The organism is Enterococcus avium ATCC 14025, from assembly GCF_000406965.1.
Taxonomy (GTDB): domain Bacteria; phylum Bacillota; class Bacilli; order Lactobacillales; family Enterococcaceae; genus Enterococcus_A; species Enterococcus_A avium.
The window spans coordinates 1,270,487-1,293,942 of the sequence record NZ_KE136357.1 but is presented as its reverse complement, the minus strand read 5'-3'; the positions used below and the strand labels follow the sequence as shown (position 1 = coordinate 1,293,942).

Annotated in this window: 25 protein-coding genes and 1 pseudogene; 3 read left to right on the top strand and 23 right to left on the bottom strand. The window is 39.7% G+C overall.

What is annotated here, in order from left to right; translation table 11 throughout:
- Positions 1-9: 9 nt before the first annotated feature.
- The 11 genes from OMU_RS06180 to OMU_RS06130 all read right to left on the bottom strand — a co-directional run bounded on the left by OMU_RS06180 (position 10) and on the right by OMU_RS06130 (position 11,737).
- Positions 10-480 (bottom strand): PTS sugar transporter subunit IIA, encoded by a 471-nt coding sequence (locus OMU_RS06180; protein WP_016179111.1) that lies wholly within the window; start codon positions 478-480, stop codon positions 10-12.
- Positions 477-2,546 (bottom strand): BglG family transcription antiterminator, encoded by a 2,070-nt coding sequence (locus OMU_RS06175; protein ID WP_218109286.1) that lies wholly within the window; start codon positions 2,544-2,546, stop codon positions 477-479. The genes OMU_RS06180 and OMU_RS06175 overlap by 4 nt, the downstream gene beginning before the upstream one ends.
- A 618-nt stretch (positions 2,547-3,164) precedes the next feature.
- The gene (locus OMU_RS06170) at positions 3,165-4,199 is read right to left on the bottom strand and encodes an amidase family protein (protein ID WP_016179109.1); all 1,035 of its coding nucleotides are present in this window, start codon (positions 4,197-4,199) and stop codon (positions 3,165-3,167) included.
- A 62-nt stretch (positions 4,200-4,261) separates the two neighbouring features.
- The gene (locus tag OMU_RS06165) at positions 4,262-5,476 is read right to left on the bottom strand and encodes a phosphopentomutase (RefSeq protein ID WP_016179108.1); all 1,215 of its coding nucleotides are present in this window, start codon (positions 5,474-5,476) and stop codon (positions 4,262-4,264) included.
- Positions 5,477-5,480: 4 nt separating this feature from the next.
- Positions 5,481-6,635, bottom strand: a complete 1,155-nt coding sequence (locus OMU_RS06160) for a YhfX family PLP-dependent enzyme (protein ID WP_016179107.1) — start codon at positions 6,633-6,635, stop codon at positions 5,481-5,483.
- 1 nt (position 6,636) lies between these two features.
- Positions 6,637-6,990: a hypothetical protein gene (locus tag OMU_RS06155; protein ID WP_016179106.1), complete on the bottom strand. Its 354-nt coding sequence runs from the start codon at positions 6,988-6,990 to the stop codon at positions 6,637-6,639.
- 111 nt (positions 6,991-7,101) lie between these two features.
- Positions 7,102-8,025, bottom strand: a complete 924-nt coding sequence (gene yhfZ, locus OMU_RS06150; RefSeq protein WP_016179105.1) for a GntR family transcriptional regulator YhfZ — start codon at positions 8,023-8,025, stop codon at positions 7,102-7,104.
- A gap of 16 nt (positions 8,026-8,041) precedes the next feature.
- A complete protein-coding gene (locus tag OMU_RS06145; protein ID WP_016179104.1) occupies positions 8,042-9,133 on the bottom strand; it encodes an aminotransferase class V-fold PLP-dependent enzyme in 1,092 nt (363 codons plus the stop codon).
- A gap of 15 nt (positions 9,134-9,148) precedes the next feature.
- On the bottom strand, positions 9,149-10,021 hold the full coding sequence (locus OMU_RS06140; RefSeq protein WP_016179103.1) for a phosphotriesterase family protein: 873 nt from the start codon (positions 10,019-10,021) through the stop codon (positions 9,149-9,151).
- Positions 10,022-10,036: 15 nt separating this feature from the next.
- Positions 10,037-11,353 carry a YhfT family protein gene (locus OMU_RS06135; RefSeq protein ID WP_016179102.1) on the bottom strand — a complete coding sequence of 439 codons (1,317 nt, stop codon included), beginning with the start codon at positions 11,351-11,353 and terminating at the stop codon, positions 10,037-10,039.
- A 21-nt stretch (positions 11,354-11,374) separates the two neighbouring features.
- Positions 11,375-11,737, bottom strand: coding sequence for a DUF2620 domain-containing protein (locus OMU_RS06130; RefSeq protein ID WP_016179101.1), 363 nt, complete (start codon positions 11,735-11,737; stop codon positions 11,375-11,377).
- A gap of 363 nt (positions 11,738-12,100) precedes the next feature.
- Here OMU_RS06130 and OMU_RS06125 point away from each other — a divergent pair, with 363 nt between their 5' ends.
- Both OMU_RS06125 and OMU_RS06120 read left to right on the top strand, forming a co-directional pair.
- A complete protein-coding gene (locus OMU_RS06125) occupies positions 12,101-13,006 on the top strand; it encodes a hypothetical protein (RefSeq protein WP_016179100.1) in 906 nt (301 codons plus the stop codon).
- Positions 12,999-13,184: a hypothetical protein gene (locus tag OMU_RS06120; RefSeq protein WP_016179099.1), complete on the top strand. Its 186-nt coding sequence runs from the start codon at positions 12,999-13,001 to the stop codon at positions 13,182-13,184. Before OMU_RS06125 ends, OMU_RS06120 begins: the two co-directional genes overlap by 8 nt.
- 74 nt (positions 13,185-13,258) lie before the next feature.
- Here OMU_RS06120 and OMU_RS06115 read toward each other — a convergent pair whose 3' ends face one another.
- The 8 genes from OMU_RS06115 to OMU_RS06080 all read right to left on the bottom strand — a co-directional run bounded on the left by OMU_RS06115 (position 13,259) and on the right by OMU_RS06080 (position 19,464).
- Positions 13,259-14,200, bottom strand: a complete 942-nt coding sequence (locus OMU_RS06115) for a nucleoside hydrolase (RefSeq protein WP_016179098.1) — start codon at positions 14,198-14,200, stop codon at positions 13,259-13,261.
- The gene (locus OMU_RS06110; RefSeq protein ID WP_016179097.1) at positions 14,197-14,994 is read right to left on the bottom strand and encodes an energy-coupling factor ABC transporter ATP-binding protein; all 798 of its coding nucleotides are present in this window, start codon (positions 14,992-14,994) and stop codon (positions 14,197-14,199) included. Before OMU_RS06110 ends, OMU_RS06115 begins: the two co-directional genes overlap by 4 nt.
- Positions 14,991-15,830, bottom strand: a complete 840-nt coding sequence (locus tag OMU_RS06105) for an energy-coupling factor ABC transporter ATP-binding protein (protein WP_016179096.1) — start codon at positions 15,828-15,830, stop codon at positions 14,991-14,993. The genes OMU_RS06110 and OMU_RS06105 overlap by 4 nt, the downstream gene beginning before the upstream one ends.
- Positions 15,827-16,564 carry an energy-coupling factor transporter transmembrane component T gene (locus OMU_RS06100; protein WP_016179095.1) on the bottom strand — a complete coding sequence of 246 codons (738 nt, stop codon included), beginning with the start codon at positions 16,562-16,564 and terminating at the stop codon, positions 15,827-15,829. The genes OMU_RS06105 and OMU_RS06100 overlap by 4 nt, the downstream gene beginning before the upstream one ends.
- The gene (locus OMU_RS06095; RefSeq protein WP_016179094.1) at positions 16,557-17,165 is read right to left on the bottom strand and encodes an ECF transporter S component; all 609 of its coding nucleotides are present in this window, start codon (positions 17,163-17,165) and stop codon (positions 16,557-16,559) included. Before OMU_RS06095 ends, OMU_RS06100 begins: the two co-directional genes overlap by 8 nt.
- A 134-nt stretch (positions 17,166-17,299) precedes the next feature.
- Positions 17,300-18,004 carry a Crp/Fnr family transcriptional regulator gene (locus OMU_RS06090; protein WP_016179093.1) on the bottom strand — a complete coding sequence of 235 codons (705 nt, stop codon included), beginning with the start codon at positions 18,002-18,004 and terminating at the stop codon, positions 17,300-17,302.
- A gap of 97 nt (positions 18,005-18,101) precedes the next feature.
- Entirely contained in the window at positions 18,102-18,854 is a 753-nt protein-coding gene (locus OMU_RS06085) for an NUDIX hydrolase (RefSeq protein ID WP_233421595.1), read from the bottom strand.
- A gap of 76 nt (positions 18,855-18,930) precedes the next feature.
- Positions 18,931-19,464: a DUF4865 family protein gene (locus OMU_RS06080; protein WP_016179091.1), complete on the bottom strand. Its 534-nt coding sequence runs from the start codon at positions 19,462-19,464 to the stop codon at positions 18,931-18,933.
- Positions 19,465-19,577: 113 nt separating this feature from the next.
- On the opposite strand from OMU_RS06080, the gene OMU_RS06075 reads away from it, so the two are divergent.
- On the top strand, positions 19,578-20,363 hold the full coding sequence (locus OMU_RS06075) for a LysR family transcriptional regulator (protein ID WP_016179090.1): 786 nt from the start codon (positions 19,578-19,580) through the stop codon (positions 20,361-20,363).
- Positions 20,364-20,494: 131 nt separating this feature from the next.
- Here OMU_RS06075 and OMU_RS06070 read toward each other — a convergent pair whose 3' ends face one another.
- The 4 genes and pseudogenes from OMU_RS06070 to OMU_RS06055 form a co-directional block, all read right to left on the bottom strand.
- On the bottom strand, positions 20,495-21,289 hold the full coding sequence (locus tag OMU_RS06070) for a CPBP family intramembrane glutamic endopeptidase (protein WP_016179089.1): 795 nt from the start codon (positions 21,287-21,289) through the stop codon (positions 20,495-20,497).
- A 34-nt stretch (positions 21,290-21,323) separates the two neighbouring features.
- Positions 21,324-22,025, bottom strand: a complete 702-nt coding sequence (locus tag OMU_RS06065) for an ABC transporter permease subunit (RefSeq protein WP_016179088.1) — start codon at positions 22,023-22,025, stop codon at positions 21,324-21,326.
- Between the two features lie 119 nt (positions 22,026-22,144).
- Entirely contained in the window at positions 22,145-23,062 is a 918-nt protein-coding gene (locus OMU_RS06060) for an ATP-binding cassette domain-containing protein (protein WP_016179087.1), read from the bottom strand.
- A gap of 173 nt (positions 23,063-23,235) precedes the next feature.
- Positions 23,236-23,456 (bottom strand): annotated as a pseudogene (locus OMU_RS06055) (hypothetical protein); the annotation flags it as partial.

Sequence of the window (23,456 nt, the reverse complement as noted above, 5' to 3'; positions counted from 1 at the left end):
TTCTCACTCCTAAGTCATTTGTTCAGAAAATTCATGGATCGTTTGGATAATTTCCTTTGCATTTTTACTAGTTACTAGCCTCTCCATAAAGGAATCATCTTGAATTAAATCGACAAACACTTGCAAAACTTCTAATTGATCCTCTGCTTTTTTTAACGCTAACATGAAAATCACTTCAACCTGTACATCCTCATCGCTACTACCCATCTGAATAAAAGAGAGCTTGTTTTCTAGAAGAGCGATGGAAACTGCTGGCTCTTTGACATGAATGCTATCCGTATGAGGAATTGCGATTCCAAAACGTTCAGTCTCCAAACCAGTTGGGAAGGTTTCCTCCCTTTCTAATACAGCTTTTTTGTAGGACTCTTTTACTTTATTGTTCCCATACAATACATCTGCTAATTCGCTTATTGCTTCTGTTTTCGTTTTGGCGTTAGAGAAAATTACTAGGTCTTCTCTAATCAAATCATTAACATTCATTTGTCTTCCTCACCTTCACCTAGTTTTAAACTGTTTAATAATTCTTGAGGTGTACTGCAGGTTCGCATATACCGCAGCCTATGTTCATCCTCAGCAATACTCATAATTTCGAAAAGCGCATTGATGTGACTCTCTTGATTTATTGGAGCAATAATAAACACAAAATGAACGCGCTCACTTCTTGAAAAGTTCACTCCTTGTCTAACATGCAGCAATGAAACAGCTAATTCATTAACTCCTTCTTCTGGGCGAGAGTGAGGAATTGCAACTTCATTTCCCAAAACAATATAAGAGTCATCCATATTATGAGATTCGATCATCGATTGAATGTAATTTGAGGTAATTTGTCCCTTTTTCAAAAGAGGGCGGCTCCCTAAACGAATCGCTTCTTGATAATCTTCGACCTGTTCAATAATCTGAACAGCATCGAGTGTTAAAACATCCAGCAAACTGATCTCATGATTTATTTCTTGATCGTATGGATAGTCATCTCTTGTTTGAAAGAGCTCGATAAGCTTCTTTTCTAAGGCTGTGCGATCGTGAACAGTTGAAAAATCTTCTATAGTTGTCATTATTTTTTCTAAGAGTTGCCCCGCTTCTTCCTGAGCACCCCCATTTGTTTCTCGTAATACACGCTTTTTCAATATCTTTAACTCTGATTGACTCATAATAGGTTTTACAATAAAGAGCTTTTCTACATCCTTAATTGGAACAGTTGAAAAAACTACATCTATTTTGCTTTTAATTTTTGAAAAATCTCTCAATGAACAAGGAGGTAAAAAAGTAAACTCTGGGAAAATCTTTTGCAGGAAAGTGTTCAACGTTTGAGAGATCAATATGCCGCTCTTGCAAACTACAACAGCATGATAACTTTCTCTTTCCTTCTGTTCTTCAGACAATGCACTCAAAATGAATAACGTGATGAACAAGAATTCTTCATCTGGAATACTTTCACCGATAAACTCTTGAAGAGGTTGAAAAGCCTCACGAATCAGCTCTTTAAACGCATCATATTTTGGATCAAATTGGATATCTTCAATTTTCATTTTTAAGTTCAAGTGATATCGCATTCGATAAAAGGCCGGCTTCATATGCAGGATCATTCTTTCTTTAAGATCTTGCTTATCCTTCAACGTTACACAAGCCTTCTTTTCAAAAGTAGTCAAACAATCCTCGATAATCGACGATAGATTTTTAGATAGCTCCTCTGTCAAAATATCTCCAGAGATGATGTTTGTAGTCAGCAGCTGTAAAGTGATGAATAATTTTTCTTGATCAGGAATTTCTTTCCAATTATTAAACATCTCACTAGCTACCGCGTATTCCTTGGTATCTGCCAGCATACTATTGTTAATTTGAAATGACTCTTGGATTACTTTTCCATTTGCTATCCGATAGTTGATAATTGCCAAAATGTAGGGAAGTATCTCAACCTGCTCATCAGAAAACTTAACTTTCAGTGTTTCCTCCGCATCTTCTAAAATCTCATGAAAAATTGCGATCTTATCACTGACTGGCTCAGCAAATTTCATTAACAGTTGATCACCGTTGGATAACTTTCGTAGCGAGCTAACTGTCTCAATCAATAGTTTTCTCAGATTCCATTCATTGCCTGCCAAATCATATCCATGACTGCGAGAATAAGTTAACTCAATTTCATTAGGAAGATGCCTTTTCAAATAACGCAATGATCTCAAAACCGTATTTTTGCTAATCTGTAAATCAATCATGAAGTGATCCAAAGACAAATAACTCGGTTTCGAAAATAAGATCAGCAGTATGATATTGCACCGATCATTCTCTGTGTAAAAAGAATTTGCTGCTTCTGTCCCCTTCGCTTGCTTAAAATGTGCCAATAACTCTGGCGAAAGATAAAATAACCCATTTCTTGTTCGCATAACTTCTGGAAAATTCAATCCTTCACACCAGCCATTGATTTTCTTGATGCTGTAATTTAACTGATTGCGAGTAATGTGGAACTCCTTCATGAGCGTCCGACTATCGACTTGAGAATGGTATACCAGATAGTTCAAAATCCGTTCACTTCTCTTATCCACTTCAATCATCCTTTCATGTAATCTAAATTTTCATCATCAACCCTCTCTTCGTTATCATTTGAGCTCACCCATAGTATAGGTCATATATACAACGAAAAGTATCCGCTTTCATACCCAATTTTAAGCACCCTAATCAACAAGTTGATGATATTCAATTTTAACCGTAAAATCTCTTCTCTGCTATTTGTTATTTTTACTTCCTTTTCAAAAAGACTTTTGAAGGCACCACCAGCATTCAAATAATTGTTTATAAATAATTGGTATCATTCATATAAGAGATCCCTAAAACAGCAAAAAGACTAATTGGCTGTTAGTAGCTAATTAGTCTTTTGCTTCGCATTTTGTATTATTTAAAAAAGGGCATTCTCTGATATAAAAACGATTACGTGTAGACATTCTTATTTAAAAAAATATCAGAATTTCAAGTGAGAAATGAGTTTATTATTAGCTTTTTAGGATCAAAATTAACCTCTTTTCTGTCAAAAACACTGCTTCTCCTATTCTTAATTCTGTTAAAAATAATCATTGATCTGATTTGCTTTCCTCCCTCCAACGTAAATCATTACTAAAAAAAGTGAAGATAGCAAAATAGGTAATTTTTATGGATGAGCATTCTATTTTTCATTATTAAAAAGTATAGCCTTCGGAAAAATATGAACGATAATCTAAAAAATAATTTTCAATTAATGAGTCTTGCTTGCTTATCAATTTTTCAGCCAATTCAAATATATATTTTTCAATAAAATTGTACTTCCTACCTATTATCAAATACCCTGTGGCAAGTTCTTGACTAGGGACGATCAACCCTACTGCATTACACATGTTCACTACACGAACAAACCCTTTTTTTCCCTGAATCTGAATTGACCTAGTTTGTTTATCAAAATGTCCAAAAAGTGTTTCTCCAATTCCGTAAACATCAATCGGTCCTTCTTTTGAAACGACAATATCAAAATCGGAAAGAAGCTGCTTTAGCGAATGAATCAGTTCGCTTCTACTCGCTTCATATTTATAGACGAGATTCGTAGTTTCTACAGTTATACACTCATCAAACTCAGCCCATTCATTTTTATCAATCTCAGAATCTACAGCGATCTTTATCTTTTTCTTTTTTAAATTATCAGCTATGAATAATGATGATGCCTGTTTGACTAAATCCAAATCTCTACTGATAAATCCAATAGAAGGGATAAAAGAGATTCCATCTGTTGATGTCTTTGAATATTTCACATAATCTATCCATTCCGATCCGAGATTAGGATGAATATATCCAATTAAATTTAAAGCAGCTGCAGGAGATAGTACCGAGCCTCCACCATCTGTTCCAACCCCAAGATCATTTATTCCATAGAAAACATTTACTGCTGTACCGCTTGATGAGCCTGTCATGAAACGACCTGTAATTGGATTTTTTAAATCTATATCAATGCCTCTTCCTTTGTGACTTGCCTTATCAATCGTGTGAAGATGAAAACCATTTTGTTCCAAATGACTGACAAATGCATCTGGAATCATAGGGACTTGTTTAACGCCCATATAATAGTCAGCTTCTGAATGAATAGTTGTGATGCAATTAGGATAAACAGTTATCACTGATTGGAATAAATTTGCCATTGCCAGACTTGTTTTCAGTGAATACTCTTGAAATCTTTGAATTTCCATACTCATCCCTCCATAAAAAGCCCGATCTAGCTGGTGTATCACCGTAGATCGAGCATATCTGATTAGTTTGAAATTAAATCAGCTAAAAATGATTCTCCATTTTGCGGAGCACCTACATTGAAATAATCAGCAACTGTTGCTCCTACGTCAGCGAGGGTTTTGCGCTCACCAACATATCTCCCTTGAATATCAGGACTGTAAATTAATAATGGAACCCGTTCTCTTGTATGGTTGCTATGACCGATTGTAGGATCGTTTCCGTGATCGGCCATAACAAGTAGGATATCCCCTTTATTCAGATACGGGATTAATTCCTTGATTCGTCGATCACTAAGTTCTAGTCGGTCTGAATACCTGTCGACATCTTCTGCGTGACCGGCTAAATCTGTTTCTTGAATATTCAACGCGATAAAACCATGTTCTATCCCTTGAACTTCTTGAATTAAGTCATCGAAAAGCTTATCTGAATCCACCCCTGGAAATAGTCGTTTACTCTCCGTTTGGATAATATCAGCTACTTTACCCAGAAAAGAAACAGGAATTTCGGCATTATCTAAAATTGTTGGTGTTTGTACATTTTTGTCAATGCCATAACCTAGATGGACCACTTGATAGCCGTGATCATAAACTCCCGATTCAGGAGCATCTACCCCAGCTATCTCATTATTTTTCACCTTTCTTGCCTTTAATAGATTGTCCAAAGTGATCTGTTGTCCTCCGAAAGTGATTACTCGAGACACTTGAACGACCTCTCGAACTGCCTGTCCCAGTTTTTTCAGCTCTTCAAAACTGATTAACGCTAAACAAGCGGATACATTATAAACTTGCCCATAGTCCGTTTCCAGATTATCTCCTACAGTTGCCGCTTCATTAACCACTAAAATTTGTGTGCCTTTTTCTCCTACACGTCTAACCTTATACCCTTGCTTAATAAGGTTTTCTTCAATTTCGTCAATTTTTTGATTGAAAGGTTGGATTAAAGGTATTTTAGGGGTAGTTCCCATGATTTCTTGGTGTCCCAAAAAGGAGTCTGCTCCGTGATGGGCTAAATTGCTGGTTCCATAGTTTGCCTCTTTTGAAAACTTATGGTTGCCTATTTCATATCCAAGAGCGTTCATTAACCCCAATTTTTCAAGCGTTGGAATATGAATGGCTTCATTCTTTTGTATAATATGTCCTGCTGTGCTACTTCCGATGTCTCTTGGACGAACTTCCTTTACATCTTCCATCGCTCCAACACCAAAACTATCTAAAACAATTACGACAAATCTTCCCATTGTTTCACCTTCTAATCAAATTTCCTAGACTGTCATAAATTCCTTCAATTTTTGTTATTCCTTTTTGAATACCAGATACTACTGCTACATCACTTCTAGTGACAAAAATTTGTGTTCGAAATGCCGCGATGACCGTCGAGCCTATCGGGTGTTCTTTTTGAGTAGAAAGATAGTAATCAATATTCTCATCACTGAATGGATTCACATTATCTCTCACTAGAGAGTGGGCATCTCCAATCAACGCAGAGCTAAAATGGCCTCTTCGATAGTAGCCTCCGCCATAAAAATAGGCCTGGCCATCTAAATTATGCGAGACTTCACTGACATATACCATTGCTGGTTTTTCGGGCAAATCCATTTTGGCATGCAGAGGGGTTGTGCCTGTTAATGCGTGTCCAGGCTCTCCTTGTGTGCCGCCGATTTCCTTGATTAAAGGAATTGTTTCGTGACAAGTAGCTGATGGAATATTCACCTCTGTAATTTCAATGCCAGCTTCTTTAAATATCATTTTTGCTTTTTTTATCGTCTCAACATTGTTTGTTGGTAATAATTTCGCTTTACCATCAAAGAGAAAACATGGAAAAGACGTTACACCAGCAATTTCAACTAAATCCGTTTTATTTGATAAATGAGCGATACTTGGTAACTCATCTAAGTGAAAGCCGCCAAATTGTCCCTCGTAGATTTGGTCGTCCTTTTCAATGACTTTGACTAAAATTTTTTGTTTGATGTTCAGCTCTACGGCAATACTGATAATTTGCTGCAACGCTTCCAACGAATAGATGGTCATGTACTCTGTCCCATAAAGCATGATCCTTTTTAAAAGTCGCTGCGGAATTTGTACTAAATGGCCAACATTTCCAAGTGGCAGCCCTTGTTCCATCATGATTAACGCTTCCTTGAAGTCCACAACAACAGCTTTTTCTATCCCTGCATCATGAATTTTTTGCGCAACATATGGATTCCGTCCAAATTGCTTTGTCATGTAAAATAATTGAATCCCTTGTTTTTTTGCATCGTTAACAAGGCTTAATGTATTTTCTTCAATTGTGTCAAGATCCAAGATATAGGTATCAGGAAGGAGGAGTCCTTTCTGATGAAGTTCAACTGCTGCATCAATCAAGCTTGGATTTCTTCGGGCAGTGACATCTAAAAACATCCTATTCCTCCCTCAGCATATTGATGATGTGAAGATAAAAGTAGTCTAACTCTGTCTCATCAAAGTGCTTGTTTGAAGTCATTTCTTGAAGGTCTTGCCATAATTCTTTTGAGTGAAGAAATTTTTCATCTGCCTCAATTTCTGCGCGGATAAAAGACTCTAAGTCATTTATGGTTTCGCTTTTCTTTCTACGTATATCAGCCATAGCAAGATGCGTTAAAAAAACATCTGCTTGTTGTTCTTCCTCGATGACGTTCTTTTTCAGTAAATACTCTAAAACACTCAAGACATAATCCTGTGTTTCCTGATCAATAATCTCAGAGCTAAGTAATATTGCTAATTTTTCTCGAATCATGCTGTTCCCCCTAGTTACGAATGAACGTTTTTTATTTATTGAAGGATAAATTTCATGGCATATAACCTACCCTTTTTTGGTTTTTATGGAAAAGAGAATAATTTAAAAAAATTAGTACTGAGGAATCAGCTTTCCATCACATACGTCTTTTTGAATGGATAGAATTTTTTTCTTGTCTACGCTTTTTTGGAAGAATGCTTTCATTGAAGAATCATCTTTTTGGGTAATGATTACTGATGTGCTCATATCCTTCTCCATCTCACTTTCAGTTAAGGGAACATAATGTAGTCCTTGATGATTCTTATCACGTATTTCGTCAAAGTTCCAGATACCAGCATCAATTTGTCCCATTTGGAGAGCCGCAATAATTTGATGTCCTTGCATTTCAACATACTCTACCTGTTCATCTTTGATTATCGCTTTTGTCAGTAATCGTTGATCAATTGAGCTATAGTCAATGGCTATCTTCATATTCTTTTCAATCTTCTTCTGATTCTTATCTCGAAAAAGCAAGACGTGCTCACTTAGATAAGAATGTCGACCAAAATTAAGACTAATTTCTATTGGTTCCCCATCGGAAATGGCTTGCTCGGCGGCAAATTTTGAGACAACCGCAAAGCGATACGTTTTATTTGCGATAGAACGGACTCTTTCCTTCGAACCTCGAATATAGGCCAGGTTCAGCTTAATATTATTTTCCTTGAATACGTCGTAAATGCCGGTAGCCAGTCCTTCGTAAAGTCTTGAATAGGGCAAAGTCATCGTTCCAAGAATCGTATCGGATAAGGCGTATTCTTGCAAAATGCTGTAATCAATTTCTTCGATGAAGGTTCCCATATGTCCGTGACTTTTTACTTTGATGGCTTTTATTTCCTTCAAAAATGTCCAAGCATTTTGTACGGTTCCCCGCGAAACGGCGTACTTATTTTGATATTCCGTCACACTCAGTACCCGATCACCCTTTTTTTTCTGCAGTAGATCGGAAGCTAAATAGTTAACAACAATTCCTTTTTTCTTTAAAAATTCTTCTCCCATAGAAACTCCTCATTCTTTAAATACTCGCCATGGCCTTTTTTAAAATATTGATAATCGTATCGGCTCCTGCTCTATTCGGATTGATCCGAATCATTGTATCTTCCGCAGCAGGGTCAGCCTTTCTAAACGTTCCCGACACTCTATAAACCAGCGGTGCAAACTCATATTTCGATTCTGCGCCTACTGGATTGGGTAAAGCGCCAAATTTTGTTGCTGCTTCAATTATTTTTTTAGCATATGGTTTGGTAAGCTTCACAACAATCACTTTTGATTGCGCGTTAACGATAAATGCCGCTTCTAATCCTTCAACCTCATGGCGATTGATTCTATCGCTGACTTCTTCACTAACCTTGGCTGAAATCGCTAACGATACTGGCGCATAAATCATCCCTCTTAACACATCTAGTGATTCATGGCCTTGAACCTGACCGCCGCCTGAGTAGTTCTCTTGCTTTAAGCGTTCGATCGCACCTCTAGCTCCAACGATACACCCTATCCCTTCAGGCCCTAACAGCTTGAAGGTCGAAAAACAAGCGAGAGTTGCGCCAAATTGTGAACCGATTCCCTCAGTTTTCAAAGCTGAGTAATTGTCATCCGTCACAATCGGTATTTTTTTATTCATTGAGCGAATATGTGAGATCAATTTTTTCAGATCATATGAATCGTCAATTTTTTGACGGGTTACTTGAATTAAAATTCCATCAACTTTATTTTCTTGAAGTACCTCTGTCACACTATTAAAATCATTGAAATCCGCATAAACTAAATGTATACCCAGCATATCAATCGAGACCTGAGTGGTTGGATAGACCGGCGCATCATGAACCAGGATTGTTTTTCCTGTTCCAACAACCGCATGTAGTGCAAGTCTAATCGCATTCGTTCCTGAACCACGGACTAGCATAGCCGCTTCAACATTGAAAAAATCAGCTAATACTTTTTCTACTTTGTTGGTCATTCTTGGTTGATTTAATTCTTTTACTACTCCGAGATCTCCTCGAGTCAAAATTTCGTCACCAGAAAAATAATGTGTAATTGAATCAACCAATTTAAATTGCAAATTCGTCGCTTCTTCGATTGTTAAACTTTTCAAAGGAAATGCTTCCATAGTGTCGATCCACTCCTAATTCATAAATGTTTGAGGATTATATTGAAGCATTTTTTTGATAAAGTGTTCAGAAACACCTGTTTCGAGTGCTAATGGGACAAACTTATCTAATAAGTAGGAATAACCAATCCCACCCTGATACTCCAAATTTGATTTCCGTGTAATATCCATTGAGAGAAATACTTTATCGTCGTAGCCTCTTTTTTCGATTTCTTTTAGCATGGTCGCTCGTAGTGAATCTGGTTGGTAGTTTTCTTTCCCAATTGTGTCAAATTCAACATACACTCCTTGGTCCAGCATATGCAAGATGTAATCGACATTTCCTGTTAAATCAACGTGTCCAATGACGATTTTTTCTAAATTTGCCTTTTGCGCTTTGAAAAATTCAACCTGTTCATGCCCATAGGTTCCTAAAGTGGTATGAGTAGTGATTGGAACTCCAGTATGTTTTTGAGCAATCACTGAAGCAGTAAAAACTTTACGTTCACGCTCAGTCATGGTGTCTTTACTTGTTCCAATCTCACCAATGACTTGCGCTTTAATTGATGTATCCGCAATTCCCGTTTCGATTTCTTTAATCATGAATTCTGTCAACTGATCGACGGTTGCCTCTGTTACGAATTCTGGAAGAAATTTATCCTGATAAAATCCAGTCGCTTGCACGACATTTATCCCTGATAAATCAGCGACTTTTTGAACATATTCCGGATTTCTTCTCATATCCATATTCGTCACATCAACAATATTACGCACGCCTTTAATATACATTTTTTTGTATTCTGAGACAGTTTCATCGAAACAGTTTAAATTGGTATCATCAGTATTTTTTAACCGTGATAAATCAATTGTTGTGTGTTCATGCATGTACGTTATTCCATCAAGTAACATCTATTTTGACTCCTCCTATTTTGTAACAACGGGAACAAATAGTCCAACTAGGTACAGAATATTTACGATTACACCTAAACTGATTGCTGCAATTGGTCCAACAGCTAATTCTACTACTGGCTTCTTCGCTTTTCTATTTAGCAGCATCAAGCCAATCACCCAAAAATAGCCAATTCCTGGTGCGATTTGCTCCGAAGCCATTGCCCCGCCAACTAATAACGCAACCTCGAGAACCTTATTCATGGCTGTACGGATGTGCTCCCCCATTTCGCGAATTCCTGGGAATTTATCTAGTGCTTTTGCCATTAAGCTTAATAGTTGAACTTCCACAAACATCAATAGCGCGCCCACAAGGAATGCGACGATAGGATTTCCATGTAATAAAATCCCTGCTACAAATACAAATGTTGTCCCAGCAGGACTATACACACCTGTAACGATTGCTGTAGAGAATACTAACGGAATGAAGCCGATCCCTCTAGCAAAAGCTGCTAATGCTGCTTCACTCATTTTTCCTTCTGAAAGTAAGCTAAGAGAAATGGGGTCTCCTGCGATAATCATCAAGCTTGTTGAAGCAGCGACTAAACCGCCAGTGATAGAAAGCCATATCCAGTTTTTCTTAATTCGATTCACTCGTTCTAAAAAAACGCTGACGAGGCTTTCATTTGAGTTGCTGCCATCACTTTTTACTTGAATAGCATAAACAATCATAAAAATCATGCCAACAAGTAATGACATCCCTTCAGCGCTTAACGTTAACGTCGCGCCTTTTCCTAAGTCAAATGTACCAAATCTTTTTACAATAAACAATGTTAACAAGGTCGCACTAAATGAAATGGCCCCTTTTTTGAATCCATGCTGACTTGCGATAGCCACCGCAGGAAAAATACTGAACCCAATGACGACTGGAGAGCCTACTTGAGAAAGTGAGTCCATAAAGTTTATTGGCATCATTGCGAATAGATCCACCACTGCTTGAAGTCCTAGAACTAAGCCGACACCGTATACTGCACCAACACAAGCAGAAATGATCATACCGGTTTTTCCTTCTGGAGCCCACGAACCGATGATATCTGTCATTAGTAACACACTGTGCACCAAAAGAATTGATGCGCCAATTGAAACAGGTATTCCAAATCCAATAACCAAACCAAAGCTTAATGCAAAGCTCGTAGCAGCGATTTCTTTTTTCCCGATCTTGCCTTCTAAAAATTCTGGTACGATCGGTCGCAGGCCGTCATTAAAAACAGCAATTCCTTTATTCGCTAATACCGCACACAAACCACCCAGTAACGCGATTGCAACTAACTCAATAATTTTTGACGAATCCATCTTCTTTCCTCCGTTGTTTTTTTATTGTTTTTTAAGTTCATCCATAATGATTGGAATCACTGTTTCTTTATGTTGCGCTGTAAATCCAAATGCTTGTTTTCCACAACGAACATTCTCACGAATCTCTTCTTCTGGCATCAATTTCCCCGGCATCGAAACGGTTACACAATTGTCATGCCCTAGTAAAGCTAACGCCATGGCTAACGCACCGCCTCCTCCTGTATTGCACGCTCCAACATAATAATCAGCCTGTCCATTTTTTACCGCCATTGCTGCTTCCAAATCACTTTTGATATCAATTTCGTATTGATTATCACCAAATTTTTCAACCAGCTCCTTCACTTCTGGCTTGTCAATCTGTCCACCTACTACAATTTTTTTCATGATAGCTCCTCCTAATTGAATATACATTTTTTTGTATATTAGTAAGTAATTAATAATTACAAAATGATTGTAACCGTACTCACCAACAAATGCAACCCCTTTCTTTTAGAAACAAAGTGATCAAATTATCTGAAACGATGTCTTTAACGCGCTTCTTAAAATTTTGCGGAATCAACTGTTTGGTGAAAACACAACTGGAGCCGCACATTTGCAGTCAAGCAACTAAGTGATCTCTAAGCGATTTTTCACGATGTTTACTAGGGGATTTCTATTTTTTAGGGCTAGCTTGATTATAAAATTTGCGGAAACATATCCTGAACGACTTTTAGAATGTATAATAAAGGTGATCGCGAGGTGTAGCATGTGTGTTTAGAAAAATATACCAAAATAATTGAAGAAATGTATACCCAACAAGAAAGTGAATCCATGGACGTTAAGGTAGCAAATTCTGGGATTCGAAATATTCGCATGGCTGCCGTTATCAACGATTATCTCCAGCGTATTTCAGGTTCAGAAATTATCGTGACTGGCGGATTATCTATCGAATTTTATACTCGAGGCGGCTACAACACTCAAGATATTGACTTCATCACCCCGGCTGAAAAAGAATTGGCGAAGGTTCTGGAAGATTTAGGCTTTAAAAAAGAGGCAAAATATTGGATTCATGAAAAATTGGAAATCGTCCTCGAATTGGTAGCGAATATTCCCTTCGATGGTATCTATAAGGAACCCTTATCTTATACCACTCAAGATGGATTTAAAATAAATTTTAGCAATGTAAATGATATGCTAATTGATCGAATCAGAGGTTTATTGCATTGGGGCTACAAGGATTATGGTAAGTGGGTATTGGAATTGCTTGAGCTTCATTATGAAGCACTGGATTTTGATTATCTAAATGAACAGTTGAGCGATGAGGAACGGGAAATTTTGGATCAGTATATTAAAATCTATGACGCCAAGGGGGCTTCGGAATATTTCAACTATTCTATTAAACAGAAGCTCGATGAAAAGAATATTCTTTACTCAGAATCCGATGAAACAGAGTTTTCCTTTCTTGCATTTCCTTTAAAAAATGGTGCTAAAACAGACATTGGTCCCTATTTTGGACTATTACTTAAACCTAATTTAGGCATTCTATTGTATAATGAAGATGATGATACTTTTGAACGTGTAGAAAGCACCATTCTTATTCGCTTGATAGAAAAGTATGGTGAACCCTTCGCGACCATTTTGAAGATAATCGAGGAGGTATCTTATAATGATTAAAATAGACAAAGAAAAAATACTAAATACCTCTGTCCAAGAACGCAGAGAACAAACCGCTGCTTTGATTACTCTTTCAAGAGTCAAAAAGAACGAACACAAATCACGAGACCCTAAAAAAGCGGAACTGCTTAAATCCTTTGAGGATAAACGCGGCGGGTTTAAGATAGGGAATATATAAAATGAAAACGGCGCTCTTCTCATAGCCGACTAGAAGAGCACCGTTATTTTTTTCTTCATTTCAATAAGTCTCCACTACTTCACACTTGTCTCCTGATCCAATCTCACAAGTGCCTCTATCAAAACATCCACAAACCCTTCTCGATCGACCTCTTCTAACACAAAGGTCTGCTTTGGTTCTGGTGCGATTCTGCGAAAATCGCCATAGGTTAAGCCGCGTGCGGGTGAATCATCGGTAATGACGTGGATATCGGCGAAGCTGCCGGTGAATAGTTCTGGTTTTAACAAATAGACAACCGCACATAGGTCATGAATCGGCGAATTGATAAAGCCAAATTGTCGTCCAGATTGATTATAGAAGGACAATAATTCATAGGCTAACTGACTAACTCTCCCTTTATCTTTTAGTTGATGGATTTCTTTAACAGTGATCTCGGCTTTTTCTGTTACATCTAAGCCGGACATGATGATTGGCAGTCCACTTTGAAAAACAATCTCGGCAGCGTCTGGATCGACGTAGATGTTGAACTCTGCCAGCGCTGTGTGGTTGCCGTGATGAATGCCGCCGCCCATTAAAGAAATTTCCTCAATTTTCGGGAGTACTTCGGGATAGTTTTTGATCAAGAGCGCGATATTGGTCAATGGACCTAAGGCGACAAGGGTTACCTTATCCAGACTTGCTTGAATTTTTTCGGCGAGAAATTGAACGCCGTTGCTTGATGTAATTGGATAATCTGCACCATCAAAATAGGGACCGTCCATCCCTGAATCTCCATGGGCTTCTGGTGCGGTTTGCAGCGGCTTGACTAAAGGACCTGCTTGACCTATTGACAATGGAACATCTGCATTTAGAAAGCTTAAAATATTTTTGGCATTTTCAGTCACTTTTTTTAGTGTTTGATTCCCGCCGATGGTGGTGATTCCTAGTATATTAAAGCTTTCTGGATTGGCGAGTGCCGCCATGATCGCCAGGGCATCGTCATGTCCAGGATCGCAATCAATCAGAAGGTTTTTCATGCAGTGATCCTCTTTTCTAGCTCAGCCATCGTCATGACATCTTGGTAATCAAGAGCTTTGGCTAATTGGCAGATGTAGGGCTGTTTTAAGGCACTTCGTTGCAGCAATTCCTCATCCCAGAAAATTTCTCGCGGAGTGCCTTCCTTTTGCAGCTGTTTTTCGGCGAAGACTAATACCCGCTGAAACTCCTTGGTTACAAATTCCATATCATGGGTGATGGTAATAACGGTTTTCTTCTTTTCGGTCAAGAGTCGGATCAGTTTACCGAGTAGCTCTGTCGACTCGCGATCCTGTCCGGCTGTTGGCTCATCTAAAATGACTACTTCTGGGTCCATCGCCATCACGGCAGCAATCGTGATGAATTTTCGTTTGGAATAGGGCAAATTGTAGGGATGCTCCTGTAAAACATCCTGCAATCCACAGGCTTCTGCGGCTTCATGAACTCTTGTTTGAACGATCTCGGCTGCCAATTTGTGTTTCTTAGGACCAAAGGCGATTTCCTTTTCAATACTATCCTGGAAAATCTGGTCGTCGGGATTTTGAAAAATATAGCCGACTCGTTTGGCCATTTGTGCAGTAGTCAAGCCCTTGGTTTCCTTGCCATCAATCAGTACACGTCCCTGTGTTGGTCGCAACAGCCCATTCATTAATTTGACGGTCGTCGTTTTTCCGGCACCATTTTGCCCGATGATCGCCACTGCTTCGCCTAATTGAAACTCGACAGAAACATTCTGCGTCGCCTCAAAGCCGTTGGGATAACTAAAGCTGACATTTTCTAAGGTTAAAAAGCTCATTGAAAAGCGCCTCCCTTCAATTTTTTGATTGCTTCTTCCATGGTGATTGGGACAGAAGTATTTTGCTTTAAATGCTTCAAATAAAATAGCGATACCTGCGGCAATGCCCCGCCATGCTTAAGAATCTCCGGATCGCTTAACACCTGATGGGCGGAACCTTTTTTCACGAGTTGACCCTTTTCCAATAAAATGATCTCGTCACAATACTCCGCTAAAAGGTCGACCTTATGCTCTACGACAATAATCGTTTTCCCTTGTTTTTTCAGCATCGCGATAATCTCAAAGACCTCTTCGGTGCTCTGCGGATCTAGCTGGGTTGTCGGTTCGTCCAAGATAACAACATCTGGATCTAGCGCGACGATTGAAGCCAATGCCACTCGTTGCTTTTGTCCACCGGATAGCTCGAAGGGATTTTTTTCCTTTAGCGCCTCTAGCTTGAACAGGGCGATCAATTCTTGGACCTTTTGCTTCATCGTCGCTGGTGAAATACCGATATTTTCCATCCCGTACGCGATTTCCTCTTCGACGGTGTCCTTGACTCCTGAAATTTGCGTGAAGGGATTTTGCGAAGAATAGCCGATCTCCGCTGCCAAGGCGCCGATATTGTATTCTTGAATCGCTTTTGATTTATAGGTGACACTTCCCGAGAGCTTTCCTAGAAACATTTCTGGAATAAAACCCCGCATAATATTGCAAAGTGTGGTTTTCCCCGCTTGATTATTGCCAATCAATCCATAGACCTTCCCCTGTTCGATAGTCAGATCGACATTCTTGATAATCGCCTCGGAATCTAACGGGTATTGATAGCTCACATTCTTTAGTTCAATGATATTCATAGCGGACCTCCTATAAAATAAGCGACCAAGCCTAGCAAGCAAACAACTACGATCAGATAATCCAACGCCGTTTTCTTCATGGAATAGTACGCGGTCTTTTTAATGGGGGCAGAAAAGCCGCGAGCCTCCAGGGTTAATACGCGTTCATCGGTTTGTTGGATCGAGGTTAATACCAATGGTCCCATCATGGGAATAAACGCCTTCATCCGCACCAGCACAGAACCTTCTGTTTCAATTCCTCTGGCACGCTGCGCATCGGTAATGGTTTGCGAAAGCTTGGTCATCTGTGGCACTAATTGGATCGTAGCAGAAATTACAAAGGTGACCTTCTTCGGGATTCGAGCCTTTTCTAATGCCGCAACGATGTCCTTCACACTCGTTACTTGGAAGAACCAAATAATAATTGAGCTGATAGCGACAATCCGTGAGGACAGGCCGATACTTGTGTCCAGCCCTATTTGTGAATAGCTGATAAACCACCAAATCGGTTGACTATCTTCATTCTTAACAATAAATACCTGAACCAAAAAGATAAATAACACAATGATGAAGATCGATTTGAAGAAAGTGGTTAAAAAACGCCCGATTTTTCCTGAACAAAGGCTCAACAACAGCGCTACGCCAAACAACACATATTGTACCGGCGGAATCGTCGAAAACATACTACTGATAATGATAGTAAGTACAATCATCAGTTTTGTGGAGGGATACCATTTTTCGATCGGGTTAGCCATGCTTCAAAACCTCCTTACTGATGTAGGTCGCGCCGTAATTCAATTTGACTAGGAAACGCGGTGGAATACGCTTAACGACTAGATAACTGATGGCAAAATTCAAAATTGTATTGATGGTTCCGGTGATGATATTCGTTGAAAACACCGAATCCCATAACTGACGCCCTGCTGCTAAAAAGGCCGCCGTCACAAGGTCAGTCCCCGCTCCGGTGATGCCGCCAAACATAAACACTGTCACAATTGCGGCTGTTCCCGCTGAAACAATCGTCAACACACCACAGGCAACAATCATCCCAATCAAATGATTGAAAAATTTAAATCGAGAAAAATATCCAGCGAATAGTCCAATACTCATGGAAACCAAACCATAAGGAATCGCCACCGGATTCAGCATCCCATTGACCACATTGCCTAAAAAACCGGTCATCACTCCAACCCAGGGTCCTGCTACCATCGCCACTAGATACGTGCCAATCTGATCAATAAAAACTGGAAGCTTTAATATCGTACATAGCTGATACCCGACAACATTTAAAGACACACCGACTGGAATCAGCATCAATGCCTGCAGACCGAAGTCATACCTTAATCCACGTTTCATCTCTCTTCCTACTTTCCTTCTTTTTTGAAAGCAAGCCCTCACTTTGTAAGGGCTTCCTTCCTGTTGCCATTAGTATAGTTAAAATGAAAAGACCACGAAAGGTCATGTGTCCCTTCGTGGTAGATAATCGAATTTTAACTGCGCGTTAAGTTCTGCTGCAGCCGTTGCCTTTCCTTTGGTCCAACGTAGATTTTACGATCTATGCTGAAAATTTCTTGACTTTCCCGCAGTTTTTTTAAGGCCCGACCGACTGTCCGCACGCTCATCCCAAGCTTGTTGCCGATTTTTTCTCGAAACTCCTGTACCTCAACTAAAGGTTCTCCGGTTTTCAAATGGCTATCGTAATACTGTACCAAATAATAGCGCAAACGATCCACACCGTGAAGCTGGTAAAAGAATCCATCACTGCCTGAGCGATGATAAAGATCATCCGCCAGAAGGTTCGCGCTAAGTCGCAGCAGCTCCAAATCCTGCATAATCCATTGATAGACTGTAGCTGACGGCACCCGTACCACCTCTACGTCCGTTAAACAAGTGATCGTAGCGATTATCGCTTCCTTTTGCGCCAAGGTTTCTAGGAGCCCCACACTGCCATTGGTTTTATCCAGTTGAAAATAATCGTATTCACTGCCGTCCTCATAATCTCTGATCCCAACCGCTACCCCGCTGCAAATAAAATAGATGTACGTAGGAAACTCCCCACGCATCACGATCGGCTCATTTGCTCGAAATCGCATGGTGGGGTAATCCTTACCCAATCGATCCTGAATCCTCGCGTAATTGAAACGTTTTTCACTGCCGTAGGTTTGCCACATCTTCTTTAAACCATTTTCTTCCAAGAGATTGCTCCTTTCATTGAGTGTGCTATTTCGTTTTATTAACTGTAACATGGCTGGCTTTTAACCGACTAAATTGAAGAAATTTAATCAACAATTTCTATCTCTCAATTGACAACAGCTCTTGGATATCGGTTAAACAATCATAGAGGACCTTTGCGGTTAGGCCCCAAATAACCCCTGATTCCGTTTGATAGGCATAAATCTTTTGTATAGAATCGCCCCACGGTTCCTGATACCGCTCTGGCAATCCTAGATTGATGACCGGCAACAGGTCTGTTCGCACGTTTGTTTCAGAATCAATGACGTAGGGATGCACCTTAACCAGACAGTCGTAGCGGTCAGGCTGTCTTTCTAAAAAGGAGGCTACTGGCAAAGTAAAAATTGAGTCAACCTCTTGTGGATCAGTTTTTAGCTCACTCAAGGAGCAATTCAACACGCCGAGATAGGGATTTATCAGTACGCCACTCGCTAGAATCAAGGTTTTTAATCTGCCCAAAACAGTAATTTGGTCCTGGTCGCAGCCTAATTCTTCCTGTGTTTCACGCATAGCAGCCGCTAAGGAAGACGAATCAGTTATTTCGAATTTCCCGCCAGGAAAACAGATTTCTCCTCCTTGCTTAATGTTTGCCGCCCGCTTTTCAAACAAAAAGTGTAGTTCTCCCTCAATTTCAATTAACGGTACTAAAACTGCGGCTTTAAAATAGTCCTCATAATCACTTAGGCGCTGTTCAAACGTGAAACTTTTCCGAATAACTTCCAGCTGTTGCTTATCCATTCCTTCTCCTCTGTTCTTTGTAGCCAATTTGTTGAAAAAAGAACCGCCGTTTTCCTGCGATTCTTGCTTTTTCATCCAGCCTAATCATACATGGATACACCAACAATCTCAATAAAAGCTGTGTAGGCTGTAGGAAAAACGAAGAAGAAAATTACTCATTTAAGTGACAGCTAAAGCGATAAAGTAATAGCTCATACACAACCCCATCTCCAGAAATGCTTTCTGGATAATCGCTGAAGAAATAAAACTCAACGTACTTCCATTTGTCCGGATTGTACACCAATACGCGACCATTTTCAGTGGTTCTTTCCAATGAAAAATCAGGAGCCGCCATTTTGTCCTGACGAGGAATATCCTGCTCAATATCTAAAACGAACTTCGCGTTCTTAATCGCTTCTCCTAGTTCGACCTGAAGAGGCACTGCGATAATGGTCTGCTGCCAGCCAAAGGACGTCAAAATGTTATCGTAAAAGCCTTCAAAAATAAATCGATTCATGCCGCCCTCCTGCTTCCACAGATACAAAGGCGCATATTCCTTTCTTGTCTCACTGTCTAAAACCAAGTAGGCCTTTAATAACAAATCCTGAAACCCGTCCGTTTTAAAGCCGTTATTCTCCACCCTTTCACGGATGATAGTCATGTCATAGTCATTCGGTAAAGTGATTTTATACTGCATTGCGTTCATTGTTGTCGGCTCCTTTCTTGCTGGCTTCAATTATACAAGCGCCCTTCTTAGCTGTATAATGATTAAATTAGATAAGCACTATTCCAAATAGGAATATCAAACGAGGTGAACCCATGGAATTTACCGATATCAAGATTTTTAAAGAGGTCGCTGATCTAAAGTCCACGATGAAAGCAGCGGAAAGCCTCGGATATGTGCAATCAAATATCAGTAAACGTGTTGCAAAATTAGAGGAAGAATCGGGAAAAAAACTGTTCCACCGTACAAATAAGGGCATGACCTTAACAACAGATGGCGAGGAATTTCTGCCCTATGCCGAAGCCCTGCTAGGCACCATCGCTGACTTAGAGGAAAACTTCATTGCCGCACCAAAAAAAATCAGAGTCGGCGCTACTCAAACCATCACGAAAAATTATCTGCAGGACCACTTTTTTGATGAACAACTCGTTATTTTTACAAATACTTCTTCGCTGCTGATCCAGCAGCTTAAAAATCACCGGCTAGATGTGATGATTCTTAATAAAAAACTGGAGGAAAAATCATTCATTAGGACAAAAATCAAAGAAGAACCCATCAGCTGGATAAAATCAAAACAAAATAAACAGGCTCTTCAAGCCTCAACCATCGTCATTAATCGAGACCTGGAATGTCCTTACAGACAAGCAACTCTTGCATTTTTTGAGCAAACAGGACTTCGTACCCGTTGCATCGAAGTCGATACACTCGATGTGATGATTGATATGTTGGAAAATCACGAAGCCGCTGCGATTCTGCCTGACTCAAGCATTCAATCAAACGAGAAGCTTCAAAAAATTGAAGATTATTCCCTTGATCCTATCTCTATTTATCACTATCAGTTGAAGGAAAGCAGGGATTCATTTGAATTGGATTTAGATTGATAGTTATTGATTTCACACTAGTTGATCCAAATGGTTCTGATATAACAGCCATTCCGGAAAAGACATACCGATCCACAAAAAGAGCTATGTAGATGATCAACAAATCTACATAGCTCTTTGCTTTTAAAGGGCTAAAATAGCTGATTCTCTTTCAGCGAATCAGTGGGTTTCTTGGCATACATGAAACAGAAAGTCAATAAAATCAAAATAGTCAGTACGCCAGTTTCGCCAACTAAATACGGTTTGTTTGGTCCGTTAATTGATTGATCTAGCAGGACCTGAATGACAAAGTTGTGGGTAAAGTGAAAGAAGGCTGCTGACCACACGCTTTTTGATTTGAGACTTAGATACGACATTGGATAAGACATGGCAATACATTGAATCACATAAATCGGCGCCTGATACCAGATCGGAATATCGGATACATAGCCTGCGAGAATCAGCGGCAGATGCCAGACCGCCCAGATAGAACCTGTTAGAAAGGCTCCTTTGCGAAAGCCAAAAACCTGGAACATTTTACGATTCAAGAAGCCGCGCCAGCCTACTTCCTCTCCTAAAGCAGTGATAAAAAAGAGAGAGACATACAAAAGCAGGATTAACGGATTGCTTGTAAGCGTCCGAATAAAATCATTCGAGAATGCTCCTTTTCCACGCATGATTAAATAGATGCTGTATGAAAAAAGACTATAGATAAAAGGAATACCTATCCCTAACAAAACGTATTTCAGCTTAAATTTCTGTAAATTAATAAGGGGCTCATTTCGATAATACATGCGTTTTACGATTATCGCAGCGACTCCTGGACACCACATCAATAAATAGGCCATATTTAACATTTGATACTTGATAATAAGCACATAGAAGATTGAACTTAATGCAAAGCAGAGTACAAGAAACGCTATAACGGATTTTTTGATCTTTTTCATAAAGTCTCCTTTTAGTAGTTTAATCGTTTGATTTTTATTTCACTTCCGCTACGCAATATCTGCGTTCGTATACAAGTGTGATCCTGCAAACAGCAGAAGTGCATCTAAGAGAAACCAAATATAGGAGAATCATTCCAACTACTCCAAAAGGAAATTCCCAAAATCTTGATAACACAGAAAATGCCGATAACGGATCACAAAGCTGCAGCCATTCTGCTTTTGGAAATAATTGCAAGAGTTGATTCGTGAAGGATGGAAAAACAATCAACCCGATTAAGTAGGTCGCAATAGTGATACTTGTCCGCTTCGTAAAAACCAGCAGCCCATTTCCGATTGCGACCATGCCGAGATACAACGGAATAGACAAGAGAATCTGGAGAAGAACTCTTATGAACAACGTCAGACTAAAGCCGCCGAAACCAAAAAGAAGCGTCCCCACTATAAAGCTTACGATCAAGCACAAGCAGGTATAAGCTAAACAACATAGGAATCCAGTGATGCATTTTGCAAAGAATACTTTCCTGCGATCAACAAAATAGGACAAGCTGTTTCGAATCGTTCCGGTCGGATACTCCGCCCCCAGCACAGCTACAGCAAAGGCTAAAATAAAGAAAGGAAAGAGCCCATCATCACGCATCTGCTGCAGGAATTCCGCGCCATTTCCAGGCAAGGCTCTCGCGGCACTGGCAGTGGTTTGAACTCCGACACCGCCAAAACCGCTGCTGGAGCCTGCCATATTTACGCCGGTAATAACAATAATGATGATGCCTGCCAGAAAGACATTGCGAACGGCGGCACCTTTGCGTAGTCGAAAAATATCTGATTTTATTATATTTACTATAGGTCTCTGCCTCCTTAAGCTATTTCACCGATTAGATGGATGAAATAGTCTTCCAAATTTATTTTTACTTCGTTAGATGAATAGATTTTTATGTCGTTGGCACTCAAAAGCTCAATCACCTGTGAGGTATCCTGATAGAAGTTAAACAGTCGAACTTCCTCCGTTGAAGGCACCTCGACTTGTGCCGTGTTGATTGTGGACTGAATAATTTCTCCAGCCTTTACCGCGCTACTGACCTTCATGGAGATATATCCTTGAGTATTTTTATCCAGTTCCTCCTTGGAAAATTCTTTTATGAGCACTCCGTGATGAATAACGCCATACCTTGTAGCTATTTGCGTGAGTTCTGAAAGGATATGGCTAGAAATCAGGATGGTCAGGTTCTTCTCCTGATTTAGCTGGCGGATGATTTCACGAAACTCGATCATTCCTGTTGGGTCCAAGCCGTTTATCGGCTCATCTAGAATCAATAATTCGGGCTCTCCCATGATTGCTAAGGCCAGTCCCAAACGCTGCTTCATTCCAAGCGAAAATTGATTGAATGGCTTGCTTCCGGTCGCGTCCAAATTGACTAATTTCAGAACACGTTCGATTTCGTTTTGATTCTTGATTCCTCGTTGTATACGGTAATACTCCAAATTTCCCCGCGCTGTCATTTTAGGGAAAAAGGCCGGCGTTTCAATCATGGCGCCAATTCTTTTTCTTGCTAGGATCAGTGCCTGTTCCTCGCTGCTTCCAAAAAGCTCTAGATCTCCGCTGGTTGGATGGATCAGCCCGGTGATCAGGCGTAAAAGGGTGGTTTTTCCTGCACCGTTTTGGCCAATAAAACCGTAGATATCTCCCTTCCTCAACGTCATATTTATTTGCTTTGCACCTGCGCCTCCAGAATATTTTTTTGTAAGATTATTGGTTTTTAAAATCATTTCCTTCATTTTCTGACTCCCCCTCGCATTGTTTTCATCACCCACATGGTTCAAATGTGGTGTTACCACTATAACGATTCAACCTATAATGAACCTTGAATCGTCCATCGTGTCGTCGGTTGGACATAAGAAAACCTCAGGAGAAAACCGCTCCTGAGGACTTTTTGTTTAGATAAATCATTTTATTGTCGATCACTGATTCTAAATTCGTATCCAAGTACGTTCTTATAGTATTCTGGATACATCTCTCCACCACATTTTTCGCAATCAAATTGCGGAGCGTTCTCAGGATCAAATGCAACATCTCCTGCATCCAAAAATTGAACTACTTCCTTTGGAATTTTTTCCTTTATCCCACATTCAAGACAAATGTAATGAACCACTCCATTGGAATCGAAGTTTT

What these genes read in the sequence shown, in the direction of transcription:
- OMU_RS06180 (WP_016179111.1), bottom strand. Translation starts at nt 480, where the DNA reads ATGAATGTTAATGATTTGATTAGAGAAGACCTAGTAATTTTCTCTAAC.
- OMU_RS06175 (WP_218109286.1), bottom strand. Translation starts at nt 2,546, where the DNA reads ATGATTGAAGTGGATAAGAGAAGTGAACGGATTTTGAACTATCTGGTA.
- OMU_RS06170 (WP_016179109.1), bottom strand. Translation starts at nt 4,199, where the DNA reads ATGGAAATTCAAAGATTTCAAGAGTATTCACTGAAAACAAGTCTGGCA.
- OMU_RS06165 (WP_016179108.1), bottom strand. Translation starts at nt 5,476, where the DNA reads ATGGGAAGATTTGTCGTAATTGTTTTAGATAGTTTTGGTGTTGGAGCG.
- OMU_RS06160 (WP_016179107.1), bottom strand. Translation starts at nt 6,635, where the DNA reads ATGTTTTTAGATGTCACTGCCCGAAGAAATCCAAGCTTGATTGATGCA.
- OMU_RS06155 (WP_016179106.1), bottom strand. Translation starts at nt 6,990, where the DNA reads ATGATTCGAGAAAAATTAGCAATATTACTTAGCTCTGAGATTATTGAT.
- yhfZ (WP_016179105.1), bottom strand. Translation starts at nt 8,025, where the DNA reads ATGGGAGAAGAATTTTTAAAGAAAAAAGGAATTGTTGTTAACTATTTA.
- OMU_RS06145 (WP_016179104.1), bottom strand. Translation starts at nt 9,133, where the DNA reads ATGGAAGCATTTCCTTTGAAAAGTTTAACAATCGAAGAAGCGACGAAT.
- OMU_RS06140 (WP_016179103.1), bottom strand. Translation starts at nt 10,021, where the DNA reads ATGTTACTTGATGGAATAACGTACATGCATGAACACACAACAATTGAT.
- OMU_RS06135 (WP_016179102.1), bottom strand. Translation starts at nt 11,353, where the DNA reads ATGGATTCGTCAAAAATTATTGAGTTAGTTGCAATCGCGTTACTGGGT.
- OMU_RS06130 (WP_016179101.1), bottom strand. Translation starts at nt 11,737, where the DNA reads ATGAAAAAAATTGTAGTAGGTGGACAGATTGACAAGCCAGAAGTGAAG.
- OMU_RS06120 (WP_016179099.1), top strand. Translation starts at nt 12,999, where the DNA reads ATGATTAAAATAGACAAAGAAAAAATACTAAATACCTCTGTCCAAGAA.
- OMU_RS06115 (WP_016179098.1), bottom strand. Translation starts at nt 14,200, where the DNA reads ATGAAAAACCTTCTGATTGATTGCGATCCTGGACATGACGATGCCCTG.
- OMU_RS06110 (WP_016179097.1), bottom strand. Translation starts at nt 14,994, where the DNA reads ATGAGCTTTTTAACCTTAGAAAATGTCAGCTTTAGTTATCCCAACGGC.
- OMU_RS06105 (WP_016179096.1), bottom strand. Translation starts at nt 15,830, where the DNA reads ATGAATATCATTGAACTAAAGAATGTGAGCTATCAATACCCGTTAGAT.
- OMU_RS06100 (WP_016179095.1), bottom strand. Translation starts at nt 16,564, where the DNA reads ATGGCTAACCCGATCGAAAAATGGTATCCCTCCACAAAACTGATGATT.
- OMU_RS06095 (WP_016179094.1), bottom strand. Translation starts at nt 17,165, where the DNA reads ATGAAACGTGGATTAAGGTATGACTTCGGTCTGCAGGCATTGATGCTG.
- OMU_RS06085 (WP_233421595.1), bottom strand. Translation starts at nt 18,854, where the DNA reads ATGAAAAAGCAAGAATCGCAGGAAAACGGCGGTTCTTTTTTCAACAAA.
- OMU_RS06080 (WP_016179091.1), bottom strand. Translation starts at nt 19,464, where the DNA reads ATGAACGCAATGCAGTATAAAATCACTTTACCGAATGACTATGACATG.
- OMU_RS06075 (WP_016179090.1), top strand. Translation starts at nt 19,578, where the DNA reads ATGGAATTTACCGATATCAAGATTTTTAAAGAGGTCGCTGATCTAAAG.
- OMU_RS06070 (WP_016179089.1), bottom strand. Translation starts at nt 21,289, where the DNA reads ATGAAAAAGATCAAAAAATCCGTTATAGCGTTTCTTGTACTCTGCTTT.
- OMU_RS06065 (WP_016179088.1), bottom strand. Translation starts at nt 22,025, where the DNA reads ATGGCAGGCTCCAGCAGCGGTTTTGGCGGTGTCGGAGTTCAAACCACT.
- OMU_RS06060 (WP_016179087.1), bottom strand. Translation starts at nt 23,062, where the DNA reads ATGAAGGAAATGATTTTAAAAACCAATAATCTTACAAAAAAATATTCT.